This is a genomic window from Adlercreutzia sp. CNCM I-6216, assembly GCF_977113345.1.
In genome coordinates this window covers 13,996-31,163 of sequence record NZ_CDSBIE010000016.1, presented here as the reverse complement: position 1 = coordinate 31,163, position 17,168 = coordinate 13,996, and the positions used below count along the sequence as shown (strand labels likewise).

14 protein-coding genes are annotated in these 17,168 nt (G+C 57.0%); 8 read left to right on the top strand and 6 right to left on the bottom strand.

The annotated features are described in order from the left end of the window. The coding region (locus tag ACYVRU_RS11110) for an N-acetylmuramoyl-L-alanine amidase family protein (RefSeq protein WP_452039746.1) at positions 1–809 on the bottom strand (809 nt) is incomplete at its 3' end. Positions 810–885: 76 nt separating this feature from the next. After that, entirely contained in the window at positions 886–4,032 is a 3,147-nt protein-coding gene (locus tag ACYVRU_RS11105; RefSeq protein WP_173113615.1) for a GH25 family lysozyme, read from the bottom strand. Positions 4,033–4,297: 265 nt separating this feature from the next. Between ACYVRU_RS11105 and rfbB the strand changes: the two genes are divergently transcribed. The 8 genes from rfbB to ACYVRU_RS11065 all read left to right on the top strand — a co-directional run bounded on the left by rfbB (position 4,298) and on the right by ACYVRU_RS11065 (position 12,100). Then, positions 4,298–5,311 (top strand): dTDP-glucose 4,6-dehydratase, encoded by a 1,014-nt coding sequence (rfbB, locus tag ACYVRU_RS11100; protein WP_114539815.1) that lies wholly within the window; start codon positions 4,298–4,300, stop codon positions 5,309–5,311. Between the two features lie 58 nt (positions 5,312–5,369). Continuing rightward, complete coding sequence (locus ACYVRU_RS11095) at positions 5,370–6,629, top strand: ATP-grasp domain-containing protein (protein WP_173113617.1); 1,260 nt, start codon at positions 5,370–5,372, stop codon at positions 6,627–6,629. Positions 6,630–6,631: 2 nt separating this feature from the next. Further along, positions 6,632–7,078 carry a triose-phosphate transporter family protein gene (locus tag ACYVRU_RS11090; protein ID WP_197745937.1) on the top strand — a complete coding sequence of 149 codons (447 nt, stop codon included), beginning with the start codon at positions 6,632–6,634 and terminating at the stop codon, positions 7,076–7,078. 2 nt (positions 7,079–7,080) lie between these two features. Next, the gene (locus ACYVRU_RS11085) at positions 7,081–7,428 is read left to right on the top strand and encodes a multidrug ABC transporter (protein WP_114539817.1); all 348 of its coding nucleotides are present in this window, start codon (positions 7,081–7,083) and stop codon (positions 7,426–7,428) included. Positions 7,429–7,445: 17 nt separating this feature from the next. Next, positions 7,446–8,366, top strand: a complete 921-nt coding sequence (locus tag ACYVRU_RS11080; RefSeq protein ID WP_173113620.1) for a glycosyltransferase family 2 protein — start codon at positions 7,446–7,448, stop codon at positions 8,364–8,366. 36 nt (positions 8,367–8,402) lie between these two features. Further along, positions 8,403–9,428 (top strand): NAD-dependent epimerase/dehydratase family protein, encoded by a 1,026-nt coding sequence (locus tag ACYVRU_RS11075; protein WP_173113623.1) that lies wholly within the window; start codon positions 8,403–8,405, stop codon positions 9,426–9,428. Positions 9,429–9,430: 2 nt separating this feature from the next. Next, positions 9,431–10,624, top strand: coding sequence for a type III PLP-dependent enzyme domain-containing protein (locus ACYVRU_RS11070; RefSeq protein ID WP_417003679.1), 1,194 nt, complete (start codon positions 9,431–9,433; stop codon positions 10,622–10,624). A gap of 105 nt (positions 10,625–10,729) precedes the next feature. Continuing rightward, positions 10,730–12,100, top strand: coding sequence for a sodium/glutamate symporter (locus ACYVRU_RS11065; RefSeq protein ID WP_452039516.1), 1,371 nt, complete (start codon positions 10,730–10,732; stop codon positions 12,098–12,100). Positions 12,101–12,181: 81 nt separating this feature from the next. On the opposite strand, the gene rfbA is transcribed toward ACYVRU_RS11065, so the two are convergent. From rfbA to ACYVRU_RS11045, 4 genes are all read right to left on the bottom strand, one after another. Then, positions 12,182–13,075, bottom strand: a complete 894-nt coding sequence (rfbA, locus tag ACYVRU_RS11060) for a glucose-1-phosphate thymidylyltransferase RfbA (protein ID WP_173113632.1) — start codon at positions 13,073–13,075, stop codon at positions 12,182–12,184. A gap of 27 nt (positions 13,076–13,102) precedes the next feature. Continuing rightward, a complete protein-coding gene (locus ACYVRU_RS11055) occupies positions 13,103–14,887 on the bottom strand; it encodes a hypothetical protein (RefSeq protein ID WP_302683435.1) in 1,785 nt (594 codons plus the stop codon). Positions 14,888–14,976: 89 nt separating this feature from the next. After that, positions 14,977–15,897 carry an acyltransferase gene (locus tag ACYVRU_RS11050; RefSeq protein WP_173113638.1) on the bottom strand — a complete coding sequence of 307 codons (921 nt, stop codon included), beginning with the start codon at positions 15,895–15,897 and terminating at the stop codon, positions 14,977–14,979. A gap of 10 nt (positions 15,898–15,907) precedes the next feature. Next, positions 15,908–17,161 carry a DHHW family protein gene (locus ACYVRU_RS11045; protein WP_114539825.1) on the bottom strand — a complete coding sequence of 418 codons (1,254 nt, stop codon included), beginning with the start codon at positions 17,159–17,161 and terminating at the stop codon, positions 15,908–15,910. Between the last annotated feature and the right edge of the window lie 7 nt (positions 17,162–17,168).

Genomic DNA, 17,168 nt, shown 5'->3' with positions numbered 1-17,168 from the left:
GGGTCGAAGTAGTACTTCACCCCGTTGAAGCTGCGCCAGCCAGTGAGGGCGCGGCCGTCCCAGTCGAAGAAGCTCTTGGTTCCGTTCTTCCAGGTCACCCAGCCCTTGACCATCTTCGAGTCGGAGTCGAAGTAGTACCAGCGACCGTCCAGCTTCTGGCTCCATCGCAGGCTCATGGCCGTGGACGGGTCGAAGTAGTACTTCACCCCGTTGAAGCTGCGCCAGCCAGTGAGGGCGCGGCCGTCCCAGTCGAAGAAGCTCTTGGTTCCGTTCTTCCAGGTCACCCATCCTGTCTGCATACGGCACTCATCGTCGAAAAAGTACCAGATACCCTCGATTTTCTGACGACCGGCTACCGCCAAGCCATCGGCACCGAAATAGTAGCGAGCACCATCCACAATCACCCAGGCATCGACAGCGAAAGATCCGTCGGCATACTCATAGCGGAAAGAGGAGCCTTCCGCAAGAAGGCTCCTCTCTCGCTCGTCCGGAACGACATCGTCAGAATCTTCGGCGCCACCGGCGGCGTTCTCCGCACCAGCGTCTTCAGACTGAATCTCTGGCCGGACTGACACCGCACCACCGAATTCAGCAGCATCCGCCTCTTCGGTACCGATAGCGAGAGCATCGCCATCGACCGGCTTGTCCCCCATGACAGCCTCAGAAGGCTGCGCCTCGGCCTGCTCCTCCCCATTCGTTTCCGCGGCGTAAGCCATTGCAGGCATCGAAAAGCAGAGCAAGCCGGCTAAAAAAAGACTCGTCACTTTACGCACCCGAAACGACAAAGCGCCCCGTTCCCGTTTCTTCATGCTGGTACATCCTCCTACGCAAAACCATTAGACAAAATATCAGTATACCCCAATACATCATTCGAATGCCGAGCGACTAACGATAGCTTGGCACCAGAAATGTCAACCCCGTCTTGGCCTGGCCCACGCTGGCAGAGGCATAAATTGCATTCATAAGCGATCCAATTTTAGTCGCCCAATCACGATCAGTCGCATACTGGTGACCCACCGAGCCATAACGCGCATACTCCACGTAATTCCATCGCATTTTATAAAGAGTATTCTGACTAAACGCATTATTGAGATAGTTGGTGGCGATCCAGCGAGCCGCCCCGTGGATTGCCTTCTCAGGAGTATCCCACCCATTCTTGATGGCCAAAGCTCGACCTCCCGACAGCGGACTGGAATCATAAGCGCCGATCCCGTAAAAATTGTAATACGTTCCCTTCGGCCATGTCTTGCCATCTACTAGCGTCTTTCCGTCATAGACATAGCCCTTGGCCAACGTAGACGTTCCCCATCCACTCTCCAAGATCGCATGAGCCAAAAGATACACCTCGTTGACCCCGTAACGGCGCGCAGCGTTCACAAACGCCTCTCCGTTGCCCGCAAGTGTGCCGGTTCGCCCATTTGCAGTTGAGGCGATGTAGGCATCTAACTGAGCCGCCGACACCATACCGGAATAGCCATGATTCAACTGGGCGAATTGGTAATATCCACTCGTACCTGCTCCACAGCTCGTCGGCGTCATAGATGCGACAATATCAGCTTGGGTATATTTCAGGGCAGAAGGACACGCCCTAAGTTCTTTGGCCGCCAAAGTAGCCAACGAGACGCCCGTAGCCTCGGTCTTGGTCTCCGATTTGGCGCCTACTAACTCAGAGCGCTCATTGAAGTAGTAGGACTGCCCGTCGATGACCTGCATACCCCGCAACGACTGGCCATTGGAAGGATTAAAGTAGTAGGTCTTACCGCCTATGGTTTGCCACTCCATAAGCGCGCGGCCATTTCCATCGAAGTAGCTCTTCGAGCCATCGGCCTTCCACGTCACCCACCCTGTCACCATCTCGGAATCGGTGTTGAAGTAGTACAACGAGCCGTCTATCCACTGGCTCCAACGAACGCTCTTGCCTGAAGACTGCTCAAAGTAATAACGCTTCCCGTTTACGTTCTGCCAGCCGACACGGAGCTTGCCGTCTGATCCATAGTAACTTTTCAGCCCGTCGGCATGCCATGTGAGCAGCCCTGTGAACATAAAGCTGTCGCTGGAGAAGTAGTACCACGCGCCATCGATCTTCTGGCTGTAGCGACGTGAGATACCGGTATTAGGATCAAAGTAGCACTTCCTTCCTTGGAAGCTACGCCACCCGAGCAGTGCTTTACCATCCCAATCGAAGAAGCTCTTAGTGCCATCCTTCCAGGTGATCCAACCAGTCTCCATGACGCTATCGCCATTGAAATAGTACCACGATCCATCGATCTTCTGACTCCAACGCTTTGAGATGCCGTTAGCGGGATTGAAGTAGTATTTCTTATTTCCAATAGTCTGCCATCCCAACCACGCTCGACCGGAGCTGGGATCGAAGTAGCTCTTCGTGCCGTCGGCGCTCCAGGTAACCCAACCAGTCACCATCTGAGACTCACCATTAAAATAGAACCAGTTTCCGTTAATTTTCTGACTCCATCGCAAGCTGATACCGTTGGAAGGGTTGAAGTAGTACCATTCTCCGTCGATTTCGTGCCAACCGGTCAGCGCGGCAGCCTTGCCGTCCTCTCCGGGCTGGAAGTAGCTCTTCGTGCCGTCGGCGCTCCAGGTGACCCAGCCGGTCTTCATGCGGCACTGGCCGTCGAAGTAATACCACTTCCCATCGATCTTCTGGCTCCACTTCACAGCCTTGCCATCGGAACCGTAATAGTAGGCGTAGCCGTTCATCCACGCCCAGGTGTTGGGCGTGCCGGTGAGCACCACCTCTTGGGGCGTCGAGGAGAACGATGTGAACGAGAAGTTCACATCGCAGTTGCCAGACACGCCACTCACTTGGCCAGACTCCGTGAATTGCCAAAGATCGGAAGAGAACGTCACGTCAGGAGCGCCGATTGCGCTCCCGGGATATTGTGCAATCCATCGGCTCCAGGAGCGATTGTTGAAAACGGGGCTTGTCAGGTATTTCTCCCACCAAGTCTTGTTCGCGTAAATACCCACTTTGTATCCCGCAGCTTGAATCTTGTTGCAAAATGTTTCTGCAAGCTGGCCGCGCTGAGCATCAGTCAAGCTCAGCTGGCTATCATCTTCGAGATCGTAGTAGATGGGCAACGCCAAATCACTCGGTTTCAGGTTCGCATGATCTGAGTCCAATAATCTTAGAACATGCTCAGCTTCACTCTGAGCGCTTGGAGCTGAACCTGTCGCTTTCTTCGCGTAGGAATAGAGGTAGATGCCGATCTGAATACCATTTTTGCGAGCGCCTTCAACGTTTTGAAGAAAGCATTTGTCGTCCTGCTCCTCGATGTCGCTTCCGTAACCACATCTTATGATAGCGAACGTAATGCCAGCGGCCTTCACCTTGGCCCAGTCAATACTCCCCTGGTGAACCGACACATCGATGCCAACGGCCTTGGCACCGGAAACCGTAACCCGCTTCCCGCCCAGAGTATAGGTGGTGGCCCCGTTCGATGAGGTCCAAGTCGGCGTCGTGCTGCTTGCCGTTCGAGCGCCTGGGGCGGCAAGGGAGCCTAGCGCTACACCGTCCTCGTAACGCCAACTGTTCTCAGGCCCCTCGGGAACCCATGTCGTTGAACTCCCTTGTCCAGAAGATTCTTCCTGTACCTCGGCGGCGGCAAGCGCCTCCGCCCCAAGACCTTCCCGAAACCCCGCATCATCGACCTCGCCGAACGTTCGATCCCCAACGCCTTCTGCGCCACCGCTTTCGGGGAGAGCTCCCTTATTGCCGGCATCAGACTTGCTGTCGACCGACGTCGCCCTATCGCCCGCCTCGAGCTCGGCGAGCGCGTCCGGAGCGGTCGACGAGGGCTCGGTGGGAATCGGCGCATCGAATGCAGGGGGCTCGGTCGCCTCGATGTCGGAGACATCGGCGTCGAACTCATCGCCCAGAGCCGGAACGGCGGGCACGAGGCTGGCGGCAAGGGCCACGGCGAGCACGGAGGAACTCGACTTCGCCCAATATCCTTTGCGCAAAGCGGGCTTGGCGTGCTTCGCGCGTTTGGCGACCGAGCGATTGACCATGGTGCAACCTCCTGGGATGTTGTCCGTTTTCTGCTTCATTTCCCAAAATGAGATGTCAGATTCTATCAGTCCATTCACAATATGCACATGCTTCTGACAACTTCCCGTAAAAAATCGGCGAAAACGCACGGGGGCTACAGAATCACGGTCCCAAGGGCCTTTTGCTGAAAAGGAGTGTGCCCGTTTTCCCTAAAGTCAACGTAGAGCCAGAATATCCTTTACACTATAGGAAAGTATCACTGCGGCACGAAGGAGCAGCCCGATCATGGCAAGTCCATTCAACCACATCGTCGTCACCGGAGGAGCCGGGTTCATCGGCTCCAATTTCGTGCATTGGGTGCTCGACAACCAGCCCGATGCTCATGTCACGGTGCTCGACGCCCTCACCTATGCGGGCAACCGCGAGAACCTCGCAGGCTGCGATCCGGAGCGTATGACCTTCGTGCATGGCGACATCTGCGATGCGGGCTTAGTCGATCGCCTCTTTGCGGAAGCCGACGCCTGCGTCCATTTCGCCGCCGAGAGCCACAACGACAATTCCATCGCCGATCCCACCCCCTTCCTTCGCACTAACGTCGAGGGCACCTTCACGCTTCTCCAGGCGGCTCGGAACCACGGCGTGCGCTTTCACCACATCTCGACCGACGAAGTCTATGGCGATTTGGCCTTGGACGACCCGAATCGATTCACGGAGGAAACGCCCTATCGCCCATCGAGCCCCTACAGCTCCACCAAGGCGTCCTCCGACATGCTCGTCCGCGCCTGGCATCGCACCTATGGCGTGGAAGCCACCATATCCAACTGCTCGAACAACTACGGACCCTACCAGCATATCGAGAAGTTCATTCCTCGGCAGATCACCAACATTCTGTGCGGCATCCGCCCGAAGCTCTACGGAGACGGCAAGAACGTCCGCGACTGGATTCACACCGAAGACCACTCCTCCGCTGTCTGGGCCATCCTCACCCAAGGGCGTATCGGGGAAACTTATCTCATCGGAGCCGACGGGGAGCGGAGCAACATAGATGTCTTGCGCGCTATCCTCACCGCCATGGGCAAGGACGCCGACGATTTCGATTGGGTAAAGGACCGACCGGGTCACGACCGCCGCTACGCCATCGATTCTACGAAATTGCGCCGCGAACTGGGCTGGTCGCCCAAGCACACAAACTTCGACGAAGGACTGGCCCGCACCATCCAGTGGTACACCGACAATCCCAGCTGGTGGCAGGGCGCCAAAGAGGCCACCGAAGCCAAGTATCGCGCCCAAGGCCAGTAGGACCTGGACAGCAGACAACCACATTGAAGCACGAGTTCGCAGCTAAGGAGCTTTTGTCATGAGCGAAGAAAACCACCGCTTGGTCATTCTCGGATCGATGGACGAGTTCGTCGACCTTGTCGAATGTGCCAAAAAAAGGGGCATCTACACCATCGTTTGCGATGGCTACGAGGACGGTCCCGCCAAAGCCCACGCCGACAAGGCCTATCTGGAAGACGTCCGCCACACTGACGCCATTGCGGAAATCTGCAGGAAGGAACAGGCAGACGGGATCATCGCGTCGTTCTCCGACCTTCTGGCCGAGTGCATGATCGATATCGCCGATGCCGCCGGCCTCCCCTCCTACCTCAAGCCCAAAGGGGAAAAGCTCTTGCGGGAGAAGCCGCTTATGAAGCAGATGTTCCAAGAGCTCGGCATCGCGTCGCCTCGCTACAAGAAGATTCGCCTCGATACGCTAGAGGAAGACTTCGCCGACATGGCGTTCCCTTGCGTCATTAAGCCTGTCAACGGCTACGGCTCCCACGGAGTGTTCGTCGCGAACGCCATCGAGGACGTTCGCGAGCGCTTCCAATCGACCGCAGCCCAATCCACGTTCGACTATCTGATGGCCGAGGAGTACAACGACGGACGAGAATTCAACATCATGACCTGGATCGTGGACGGGCAAGCCCACATCATAAGCATTGCCGATCGCGAGAAAATCGCTTTCGAAGATGGCGAGATCCCCCAAGTCGTCCGGTGCGCCTACCCGAGCCCTCTCACGGCTGAGCTGCAAGACGAAGCCGCTTCCATCGCCACCAAAATCGCCGGTTACGTCGGTCTTGAGAACGGCCCCCTCTGCGTTCAGGCGTTCTATCGGGAAGGCGAGGGGTTAGCCGTGTGCGAGGCGGCCGGACGCATCTTCGGCTACGAGCACGAGCTCGTCACCTTGGGCAGCGGCCTCTCAGTCGAAGAGCTGTTGATCGACTGCGTGTACGACCAACCCGCGGCCAAGGAGCGCGTGCTGGCTCACTCCCCCTTGTTCGCCAACCATGCCGCCGGCCTCTATTTCCACGGCCATGACGGAGAGGTGGCCGACACTTCGTCCATCGATGAACTCGGAGCACTCCCCGGCGTTGTTGAGTATCGTCCCTATTACCGTACAGGCGACACGATCTCCCATGAGCGGGGCGCCAAACCCTACGTCGTGCGCTATTACGTGGCCGGACCATCGCGGGAAAGTGTCGACTCCCTCTCTCGAACCATCATGGGTCGGGCATCGGTGCTCGACCCGGACGGAAACGAGCTGCTGCTTAGAACCGCTCCGATGGCCCACTAGCAATGAGCCCGCACAAGAAAACCGACGGCAGGGCGAAGACGCTCATCGCCCTGCACCTGCTTCTGCTGGTATATTCGCTTTCCGGTATCTTCAGCAAGAACGCGGCCCGCGAGCCCTTCTTGAGCCCGATGTTTATCCTCCTGTACGGTGGCATGCTCGTCATTCTTTTCATCTACGCCATCGGGTGGCAGCAAATACTCAAGCGCCTGTCGCTCTCCATGGCGTTCGCGAATAAAGCAGTCACGGTAATCTGGGGCATGGTATGGGGATTCTTCATTTTCGGGGAGTCTGTTTCCGCCTTGAACATTTTGGGGGCGGCCATGGTCATCGTCGGCGTGGTGCTCTACGCGCGGGCGGATGGCAAGGAGGAGAAGCCAGGCGATCCGATCGATGGCGACCAGTGGACGACCGATGCGCCGGGGAATCTCCCGCCCTTAGGCGGTGAATAGCGATGCTCGAACTTTATGTCGGCGTCTACCTGCTCGGCGTGCTCATCTCGTCAGTATCTCAGGTTCTTCTGAAGAAGGCTGCCATGCGACAGTACGAGACCCCGCTGAAAGAGTATCTCAATCCCTGGGTTATTACCGCCTACGCCCTTTTCTTCGGGGCAACACTCATGACCATCCTCGCCTACAAGGTAGTGCCGCTTTCCATGGGCGCTATATTGGAGGCCACCGCCTACCTGTACATCACGTTCTTCGGTGTGACGATTTTCAAAGAAAAGCTGGGTAGAGACAAAGCCATCGCGCTACTACTCATAGTGGGCGGTATCATTGTGTACTCGTTAGGTATGTCGTAAGCTTACGGAGGAGCTTTATGCTTGTTTCGGTAGTTATCCCCTGTTACTACTCGGAGAAAATGATCGGTACTGTCGTCGATCAAACGCGAGCTGAACTCGTCAAAGCGGGATACGAATACGAATTCATCCTTGTAAACGACGGCTCGACGGACGGCACTTTCGCGGCCATCGAGCAGCTCTGCGCCGCGGACGACCATGTGGTCGGCATCAACTGCGCGAAGAACTCAGGCCAGCACAACGCTATCATGGCAGGTCTGAGAAAGACCGAAGGCGACCTCATCTTGCTGATGGACGACGACATGCAAACCCACCCCTCTCAATGTGTTAAGTTGCTGGACGCCATGGAGGACGGCAGCGACATCGTGTTCGCCTGCTGGGACGAGCACAAGGAAGCCTGGTGGCGCGAGCTCGGATCGAAGTTCACCATTTGGTCGATGCGCGTGCTCACCGATCGCCCCAAAGAGATCTACTCCAGCAACTTCGCTGTATTCCGTCGCCACATCCGCGACGAGGTGGTGCGGTACCAGGGGCCCTACGTCTACATTCAAGGTCTGCTGTTCCGAGCCACGGCGAACATCAAAAACGTGAAGGTAGAGCATTACGAGCGGGCCCAGGGGACATCGGGGTACAGCCTTAAGTCGCTCATTCGTCTCTGGTCCACCGTGCTGAACTTCTCGATGGCGCCTCTTCGCGTTGCCGCAGTGGTGGGCGCAGCACTCGGCGTTATAGGCCTGGTGTCCGCCCTCATTGTTTTCATCATGCGTCTCGCCGACCCCGGCATGCAGGCAGGCTGGCCCTCGCTCATGGCCACCATGCTCACTTGCTCGGGACTCATCATCTTGTTCCTGGGCATTATCGGGGAATACCTCGGACGCATGTTCATGACGATCAACAATGCACCGCAATACGTTCTCAAAGAGACCATCGACAACCGCTAGAAGCAGACCGGACGCAACCATTCGAAAGGAAACCTCGTGAGAAAGAAAATCGTCATCTTCGGTGCTGGGGGCACCCTCGGCTTGTACCTGGTAGATCATCTGTCTCGCCTTCTGTCGGCCGATGAGTGGGAAGTCATCGCAAGCGGGCGCTCCGACATAGCGTTCTTCGACCGCTATGCGCCGCTGGTGCGCTATGTGCAGGCCGACATCACCGACGAGAAGTCGTTCGCCGCACTCCCGCAGCAGGATGTTTATGCCGTCGTCCACTTCGCTGGAGCGCTGCCGGCCTACATGGAAGGCTACGACCCACGCCGTTACGTAGATGCCAATGTCATGGGCACGCTAAACGTGCTCGAGTACGCGCGCACCGCAGGAGCTGATCGGGTGCTGTACACCCAAACCATCTCCGACTATACCGGTTATTTCGGCGAGATGATCGAGCTGGCCGACGACATGCCCCGCAAGCCAGCCATGACCGGCGATCATGCCGTGTACGCCATCACGAAGATCGCCGCTGAGGAGCTTTGTTGGCACTACCGAGCCGCTTACGGCATGGGCTTCTTCGCCTTCCGCCTACCGAATATCTACTGCTTCATGCACGACAGCAAGACCCTCTACCACGACGGAAAGCCCGCCGTAAGCTCCTATCGCCTGATGATCGACAAGGCGCGGGCTGGCGAGCCGTTGGAGATCTGGGGCGATCCCACCAAGGGCATGGACCTCATCTACGTGAAGGATTTCTGCCAGATGATCGAGAAAGCCCTATTCGCTCCTAAGGAGGCCAGCGGCACCTATAACGTCGGCACAGGCGTGCTGACCTCTCTCGAAGATCAGGTTCACAACATCGTGGACGTGTTCTGCGAGCCCGACGCCGTGTCGGATATCAGCTACCGTCCCGAAAAGCACGACTGCGTGAACTACTGCATGAACGTGGATAAGGCACGGGCTAACTTGGGCTATGAGCCGGTTTACACGCCCGTGAAGATGCTCGAAGATTATAAGGCCGAGATGGAGGCCGATCGCTTCGCCGACTTCTTTACCGAGCGCTATGAGGGGCGATAGACATGCCTCTTCCTTTCGATGTTGCTTCCCTCCAGACTCCCTGCTTCGTGTTTGACGAGGCCGAGCTGCGCCAGAACTTCAGTGACTTTCGCCGGGCCTTGGCGGATCACTGGTCGCCCTACGCGAACGTCGCCTACTCCGTGAAAACCAACCCCTTTCCATGGATCCTGGAAGTGGCCCGCGATGAAGGTTGTTATGCCGAAGTCGTTTCCAATGAAGAGTACGCACGGGCCCTCCAGTGCGGCTTCGCTCCCGATAAAATCGTTTTCAATGGACCGATCAAGGGCCGCGATTGGCTGTTTTACGCCCTGGACGCGGGCTCCTATGTGAACCTCGACTCGAAGCGAGAGATCGAGTGGGTGCGCGAGTACGCTGAATCGGGAAAGAGCGCTCGCGTCGGCCTGCGCGCCAACATCCTGCTTGAAAAGCACTGTCCCGGGGAGACGCTCTCCGACGACCGCCACGGCCGCTTTGGCTTCTCTTTTGAAGGCGGGGAGCTCGCACGGGCCATCGAGGAGCTGCGAAGCATTCCGGGCATCGAGCTGCGCGGACTCCACATGCATGTGACTACATTGAGCCGCTCTCAAAAGGTGTACCGGACGCTGGCCGACTTCGCCGTAGAGATCATCCGCTCGTTCAAGCTCGATTTGGACTGGTTCGACATCGGTGGAGGCTTCTATGGTGGTGGCCCGGCCAATGTCGGCGCCTATGATGAGTACGTGCGCACCATTCGAGAGGCCATCGGCGACGCCTGCGACCCAACTCATACTGAGCTCCTCGTCGAACCAGGTGGTGCGGTGGTGTGCACGCCAGGCTACTACGTTGGCCGCGTTATCGATGTGAAGGACATCGTAGACGAGCATTACGTGGTCACCGAGTTGTCGCGCATCAATATCGACCACGAGATGAAGAAGACGTCCTACGTCCACGAAATGGTGACCGGCGCCCAAGAGACGTTGCCCCGCCAGATCATTTGCGGATACACTTGCATGGACAGCGATCGCCTGTTCACAGCCCATGACGAACCGGCTCTTCGGGTTGGAGATGCAGTGGTCATCCGCTATGCAGGCGCTTACTCCATGTCGTTCACGCCGCAGTTCTTCATCGAGTACCCGCCGGCGGTGTACGCCATGGCGCCCGACGGCCAGCCGATGCTGTTGCGCGAACCTTGGAACGAGCAACCGCCGAGAGGCTAATTATTACCTTCCAGCATAGCGCAGTTCAGTGAGGTGCTAGAATCATCTCACTGAACTGCGCGGAGACCATCTATCCGCGTGCGCATATTCGAGGAAAGGTGGTCTATGGAATTCTCGGCTCTTGATTTGACGTTCGACGTGTGCATCATGTCGGCGCTGCTGGTGCTCGGAAAAATCATCCGAACTCGGGTTCCGCTTCTGCAGAACCTCTTTATCCCTTCAGCCCTGATCGCCGGCTTCATCGGCATTATTCTCGGACCCTTCTGCCTGAATTGGGTACCTCTCAGCTCTCAGGCCTCCAGCTACGCCGGTATTCTCATCGCTGTGCTGTTCGCTACTCTTTACCTGGGCCGACGCAGCCAGGGCAGCTTCAAAGAGATGTTCCGTCAAGTAGGCGACGCCTTCATGCTGAACGGCGCCGCCGAAATCCTGCAGTACGGCATTGCGCTTATCCTCGGCGGCATCCTTATCGCCACGGTGTTCCAGGGTGTAACCGAATGGTTCCCCATCCTCATGCCTGGTGGCTTCGTTGGCGGCCACGGCACGGCAGCCGCCATCGGATCAGTGTTCGAAGAGGGCGGCTGGGCCGAGGCTACCACGGTGGGCCAGACCTTCGCCACCTTCGGCCTTCTCGGCGGCATCATCAGCGGCATCATCGCCATCAACTACTGCGCCAACAAAGGTTGGACCACCGAGATTCGTAAGGTAAAGGATATGCCCGAGGAGGTTCGCGTCGGCCTGGTTCCCGAGAAGGATCGCACCCCCATGGGAGAGAACACCGTGAACCCCATGTCCATCGATCCCCTTGCGTGGCATGTGGCACTCGTCATGGTTGCCGTGGGCGGAGCCTACCTCATCAATACGGGCCTCAAGATCCTATTCCCGCAGGTGTCGGTTCCTGTTTACGGCATTGCCCTCCTCGTTGGCGTCGCGCTGTTCGCCCTTCTCAAGCTCATCAAACTCGACCGCTATGTTGACCAGCGCGTCGTGTCCCGCATCGGCAGCTGCGCCACCGATTATCTGGTTGCCTTCGGTGTGGCGACCATCAACATCAACGTGGTTCTGCAGTACTGGGCGATCATCCTCGTGCTGTGTCTCCTCGGCTTTGTACTGGTGGCTTTTTATTTCTTCTACATCTCCCGACATCTCTTCTCCGATCACTGGGTCGAGCGCGGCATCTTCATCTGGGGCTGGTCAACGGGCGTTATGAGCATCGCCGTGCTGCTGTTGCGCGTCGTCGATCCTGAGTTCCGTACCACGGCGCTGGAAGATTCTGGATTCGCCTGGATCTTCGTATCGTTCATAGACATCGCCCTGGTGACGTTCCTCCCCATGTTTGTCATACAGGGAGCAGGCGTTGCCGCCGGTATCGTCTGCTGCCTCATCGCCGTGGCCATGCTCGTCGCCACCGCCTTCCTCTACGGCTGGAGAAACAATCAGGGCGTCAAGGTCTTCCCCAAGGGCAAGAAGGCCTAAGCCACCCGTCTACACCAATAAGAAGGGCTCGCCAGTGTTAAACTGGCGAGCCCTTCTTATTGGTTGCAAATGCTTTGCCTCCTAGGAGGCCATATTTCCAAAGAGAATGCGGTTTTCCGCTACCCGCAGCAAATGCTGCCCATAAGCCGTCTTGGCATGGCGCTCGGCCGCATCAAGTAGCACCTCTTTGGTGATCCATCCATTGTTGTAGGCGATCTCCTCCAAAGCGGCTATCTGAAGGCCTTGGTTGTCTTCCACAGCCTTTACGAACTCGGAGGCCTTGTACAAGCTGGGAATAGTACCCGTGTCAAGCCATGCCGAGCCGCGATGGAGAACCTTCACCTCCAGGCTCCCCTCCTCCAGGTACATACGATTCACATCGGTGATCTCCAGTTCGCCGCGATCGGACGGGATCACGTTCTTGGCGAACTCCACTGCGCGGCTATCGTAGAAGTAAAGGCCCGTGACCGCATAGTTCGACTTAGGATATTCGGGCTTCTCCTCAATGGAAAGAGCGCGGCCCTCAGCGTCGAACTCGACCACGCCGAAGCGCTCCGGATCGTCGACGTAATAGCCGAACACGGTTGCGCCGCACTCGCGCGAAGCCGCCTGCTTCAGCAGCGCCGAAAGGCCTCCGCCGTAGAAGATGTTGTCGCCCAGGATAAGAGCGCAGCCTTCTCCGTCGAGAAACTCCTCACCGATAATGAGCGCTTGAGCCAGCCCGTCTGGCGAGGGCTGAACCGCGTAGGACATGTTGACGCCAAACGAAGATCCGTCCTTGAGCAATTCCTGGAAATTAGGCAAATCCGCCGGCGTGGAGATAAGCAAGATATCGCGAATGCCCGCCAGCATGAGTATGGAAAGCGGGTAATAGACCATCGGTTTGTCGTACACGGGAAGCAGCTGCTTCGACGTGACCTTCGTTAGCGGGTACAGACGCGTTCCCGATCCTCCCGCTAGAATAATGCCCTTCATTTCAACCTCGCTCCCACAGATAAAGAACTAATCTGCATAGAATCGTACCACAAGAAGAGGATCAGCGCCCTTCTCGCTCAGAGGAACCTCGTCTACAACTTCCGCCTTTGCATCTTTGCCATAATGCTCGCGCAGATAGCGCGTCAGTTGCTCTATAGCCTCTCTGCGCCGGGTCACGAAGTAGGTTTCTGGGCGATCGAGAAGACTCTTTATGGGATTGGGAACACCTATCTCCTCATTATGGGCGCGCACCAAAGGAGACCCCTGCGTCCAGCCGCCCATAAGGGCCGTCGACCCCATGAACGACGCCGGGGGCAGATGGCGATATTTCAGCTGCTTCTCGAGCTGCGTGAAGGTCGTCGTGTCCCATACATAGACGACGCCTGACTCCGTGAACCTCTTCACCAGATCGTTGCTCTCGACAAAAGCGCTGCTCTTCTCGAATTGATCGATGCGCTCGACGTTGAAAGTGGGGGCCCATTTCAGCACAAGCCCCACTACGCATAACAGGGCGAATACTACACCGATGAGCGCCGATGTCGTTACACGCCGTAACCCTACAGGCTTAGCTGCGACAGGCGCGGGGGGTCTAATGGTGAGAAACGCGACGAGACATGGCAGCAGAGAAAGAACCCACGTGGAATACTCGACACGAGCTGGCAAACGGCCCGTGTACCGAAAGAGCACGCAAGCCGCAAAGGCCCCGCCAAGAGACAGGACAACCGCCGCAAGCACCCGTTTACGTCCGAGGAGCAGCGCACAGGCGGCAATACATGCTAAAGAGACAGTCAGCAGAGGGGACTTGACCAAGTGGCGCCCCTCGGCAAGGAAAGCGGTCGGCAAACTGCGGTCTGCCACCGGCTCTCGAGCAATATCGGACACCTCCATAAGCAAATCGGAGGTGATGTAGTCGGGATCGGCCGTAATCCAGTTGCGCATGAGCCAGTAGTCGCTCTCCGAAACGCCGATTGACGCCAGCTCGTCTCGCACTTCGTCGTAATCGCTCATGGGGTAATCAACCAAAGCGTAGCGAGCGTCATTGTACTCGAGCCAATCGGCCCACTTCGGCTCAGCCCACACCGCCTTGTCGAAGGCCAAGGCGCCGCCAACACAAAGCCCGACAGCTATCATGCAGACAAGAGCCCTAACGACTAGAGTCTTAGCCCGCTGGAACTGTTCATGCCCGAGACGAACGAGCAACCCCGCGAAAGCGAGGGCAAGAAAGGGAGCAGAGAGAAGCAAGACAAGGGCCCGCCACATGAATCCCAACGTCACCAATACAGTGCCCGCCACACAGGAGGAAGGAGCCCTCCGCATAGTACCGGAGCAGCAGCAGAGCTCGCCTGACGTAACGCACAGCGCCGCGACCACGGTAAAATTGCTCCCCAAGGTGCACTTCGGCATAATGAAGTACGCAACAAAACCGATGCAAGCGAGCGAAAGCCCGAGCGGAGCATGGCGCAACAGGATGTAGCAGAACGAGAAAAATGCCACCGTCACAGCGAGACGTTCGATCACGAGAAACCAGTTCAACTCCGGTATGGCGATATTGAGCTGGTAGATGATGCCGTTGAGCACCGCACTGGTAAACAGGCATTGGCCGCCGTCGGGATAGAGTCCTGAAAGGACCATCGAGATCCCCAAATCGTCATCAGGGCCTCGGTAGTCGTCGTTTAGGACAAGAATCCCAACCACAAAAAAAGTGAGGGCAAGCGCTGTCGCAACGCAAGGCGCAACTGGTCGACTCTCAGCGGGGCAACACCCCCAAACCTTCAATGCGCGTCGAACGCGCTCTACAACCCTGTCTGACATAGCCCCACTTCGTTAACGCACAACAGCTTCGATGAACAACAGAACGACAAGATGCCATTGTACCTCAAAGAAGAAGCTGAGGCGATGGCTCAACGACGACGCGATCGCAACCTCAGGAACTCAAAGGGCCTGAACGATGAGCCGCGATTTCCAGATGCTGATGAAGTCGCCGCCTCTGCAATGGCGAAGCGGTTCTTCCCCTTGTCCTCGTAAGCACTTTGCACGAGAGCGATACGCTCCTTCGCATCGGCAACTCCGGCCAGTCGATTTGCTAGCCGCACGAGACCCGACTGATCGCGCTGCGGCGCATTGGCGTAAACCCATTTATCAGAGGCGAATGTCTGAGAGGCAGCCGTCTGCTCGGCAGTCCAGCCGTGGACGCAGGCACCGTCGAAGAAAATCCCACGAGCAATTTGCCGAGCGGGATTGCCCGCCCAACTTGTGTTCGAAGGGACCGTCTTGCCGGCCACTACGGCAGCGCCACCGACAATACTTCCAGATCCAATAGCCGCGCCCTTCAGCAGCATGGCAGATTGACCGAGCCATACATGGTCGCCTATCACCACATCGCGGCTAGGATTAATGCGCCTGCCATCTTCTGCCCTGTACACCAAATGAGGGTCGGCAGTCCTTATCCACACATCAAAGGAAAAAAGGCCTCTGTCGCCAATAAGCACACTGCGCCGCTCGGATACAATTACATGGAGTGAACCGTTGGTGTACGTCGACGAGCCCAAGGCAAACGTGCATCCAGCATGCACCGTTGCATCCAGCCACAACGAGGTGTTTCCGCTCGCCAGGTAGACGATGGCACCGGGGCCAGCGAAAACCAGCTTGCCTCCCGTCAAGGTTACATCTTCGCCACAGCACAAGATGCACTTTCCCGTATGAGCCTTCTCGGTAAACACAATTTGCGCATTCTTCATTTTCGGCGGAGGGCCCAAAAGAACATTGTCGGTTTCTTGGAAAAACCGCTCAACCTCTTCAGTGGTCTTCAATGTAACGTCCATTGAGCTCCCCCTATTCGCGCATATCTTCCGGCTCAAGAGCATGTTCCGTCGCTTGCGCCAACATGTTCGGACTCCGCATTATGAAAAGGACGTCGGACACATCCTGGTGCTGAGCAAGAAACGCATCAATCGTCTCGTCGTCGTGACGGGGGTCAAGCACGTAGGTTGTTCGATAGTGAACCGCCAGGAACCGCTCCATACAATTGGAATACGAGTCTGCGACAATGAGCAGATCCTGCCGCGAATCCGATTCCTCGTTCTCCAAGGTAATAAGCCCGTAATCGGTATGGAAATACTCGGCATAGCGACTGGTGAAAGCATTGGCACCTACATTGGCCGCTTGGTAGTTCTTCCAATGCACAAGCGAGTCCATAGAAGCCTCAGCCCCGTCAATAATGATCGATAGCTGAGGGAAATCAGCGAATTCGTAGTCGATCATTTGATCCACGTATCGCGTTTCCAACCCACGTCGCGCGAACGTGCCCCGAAAGGATGGCGCGTCATAGGTCACAAGACGCGCGGGCACAAGAAGTTCGTCCCGAAAACCGAGAGCGCTCGCCATGCGCTCATAAGCCCGAAAAGCTCCTTGGATATTCCAGTGGTGATCAGTGGAATTCCACCCATCCGCAAACTCGTCGAACGTGACGTTGCCGTCTATCCATTGGAAATGGCCGCCTTCGTCCTCGAAGATCGAGGATAACTCTCCGTAGGTAAGTGGATTGGAGATGAGTTTCGCCGTCGGGGATCCCTCAACATTCATAGAGTCGGGGCCCATATACACGAAGAACCGTTGCTCGGGATGTCTCAAACTCAGGGCGTCGAGTCCATCCCGAATATGACTGGCCGTTGCAAGGGTATCGCCGGTCGCCTTTTCGGCTATTTCGAGCAGACGGTGCCGACTCGGCATCTCCGCAATAGACGAGCCATAGAAAGCGGGGTAGCACTCCCAGCCAAAGAGCGCATTCGAAGTCTCGATGGCTGAGCGCTGGAGAGCTGCATTTGCGAGAAGAGCCGTAGCCTTCATGGGAATGCAATTGCCCACAGCATCCTCAGCGGCTATCTGAAACTCTCCCGAGCTGAACCCCTCGAGGGAAGCATAGGCGGCCGGATCGGCTTCTACGACACCGCCAGAAAGATAAGCCGCATCGTCAGCCGTGAACCAAGAGGGAAGAGCAACCCCCCCCCATGAGGCTAATCCGATCAGGGCGGGGCCGCAAAGCAACAGGCAGAGCACGCCGGCGAACAGGATATTCCGCAGCTTCATAATGCCC

Excerpts from the sequence above, each read along its gene's own strand:
- ACYVRU_RS11105 (WP_173113615.1), bottom strand. The coding sequence starts at position 4,032 with ATGGTCAATCGCTCGGTCGCCAAACGCGCGAAGCACGCCAAGCCCGCT.
- rfbB (WP_114539815.1), top strand. The coding sequence starts at position 4,298 with ATGGCAAGTCCATTCAACCACATCGTCGTCACCGGAGGAGCCGGGTTC.
- ACYVRU_RS11095 (WP_173113617.1), top strand. The coding sequence starts at position 5,370 with ATGAGCGAAGAAAACCACCGCTTGGTCATTCTCGGATCGATGGACGAG.
- ACYVRU_RS11090 (WP_197745937.1), top strand. The coding sequence starts at position 6,632 with ATGAGCCCGCACAAGAAAACCGACGGCAGGGCGAAGACGCTCATCGCC.
- ACYVRU_RS11085 (WP_114539817.1), top strand. The coding sequence starts at position 7,081 with ATGCTCGAACTTTATGTCGGCGTCTACCTGCTCGGCGTGCTCATCTCG.
- ACYVRU_RS11080 (WP_173113620.1), top strand. The coding sequence starts at position 7,446 with ATGCTTGTTTCGGTAGTTATCCCCTGTTACTACTCGGAGAAAATGATC.
- ACYVRU_RS11070 (WP_417003679.1), top strand. The coding sequence starts at position 9,431 with ATGCCTCTTCCTTTCGATGTTGCTTCCCTCCAGACTCCCTGCTTCGTG.
- ACYVRU_RS11065 (WP_452039516.1), top strand. The coding sequence starts at position 10,730 with ATGGAATTCTCGGCTCTTGATTTGACGTTCGACGTGTGCATCATGTCG.
- rfbA (WP_173113632.1), bottom strand. The coding sequence starts at position 13,075 with ATGAAGGGCATTATTCTAGCGGGAGGATCGGGAACGCGTCTGTACCCG.
- ACYVRU_RS11055 (WP_302683435.1), bottom strand. The coding sequence starts at position 14,887 with ATGTCAGACAGGGTTGTAGAGCGCGTTCGACGCGCATTGAAGGTTTGG.
- ACYVRU_RS11050 (WP_173113638.1), bottom strand. The coding sequence starts at position 15,897 with ATGGACGTTACATTGAAGACCACTGAAGAGGTTGAGCGGTTTTTCCAA.
- ACYVRU_RS11045 (WP_114539825.1), bottom strand. The coding sequence starts at position 17,161 with ATGAAGCTGCGGAATATCCTGTTCGCCGGCGTGCTCTGCCTGTTGCTT.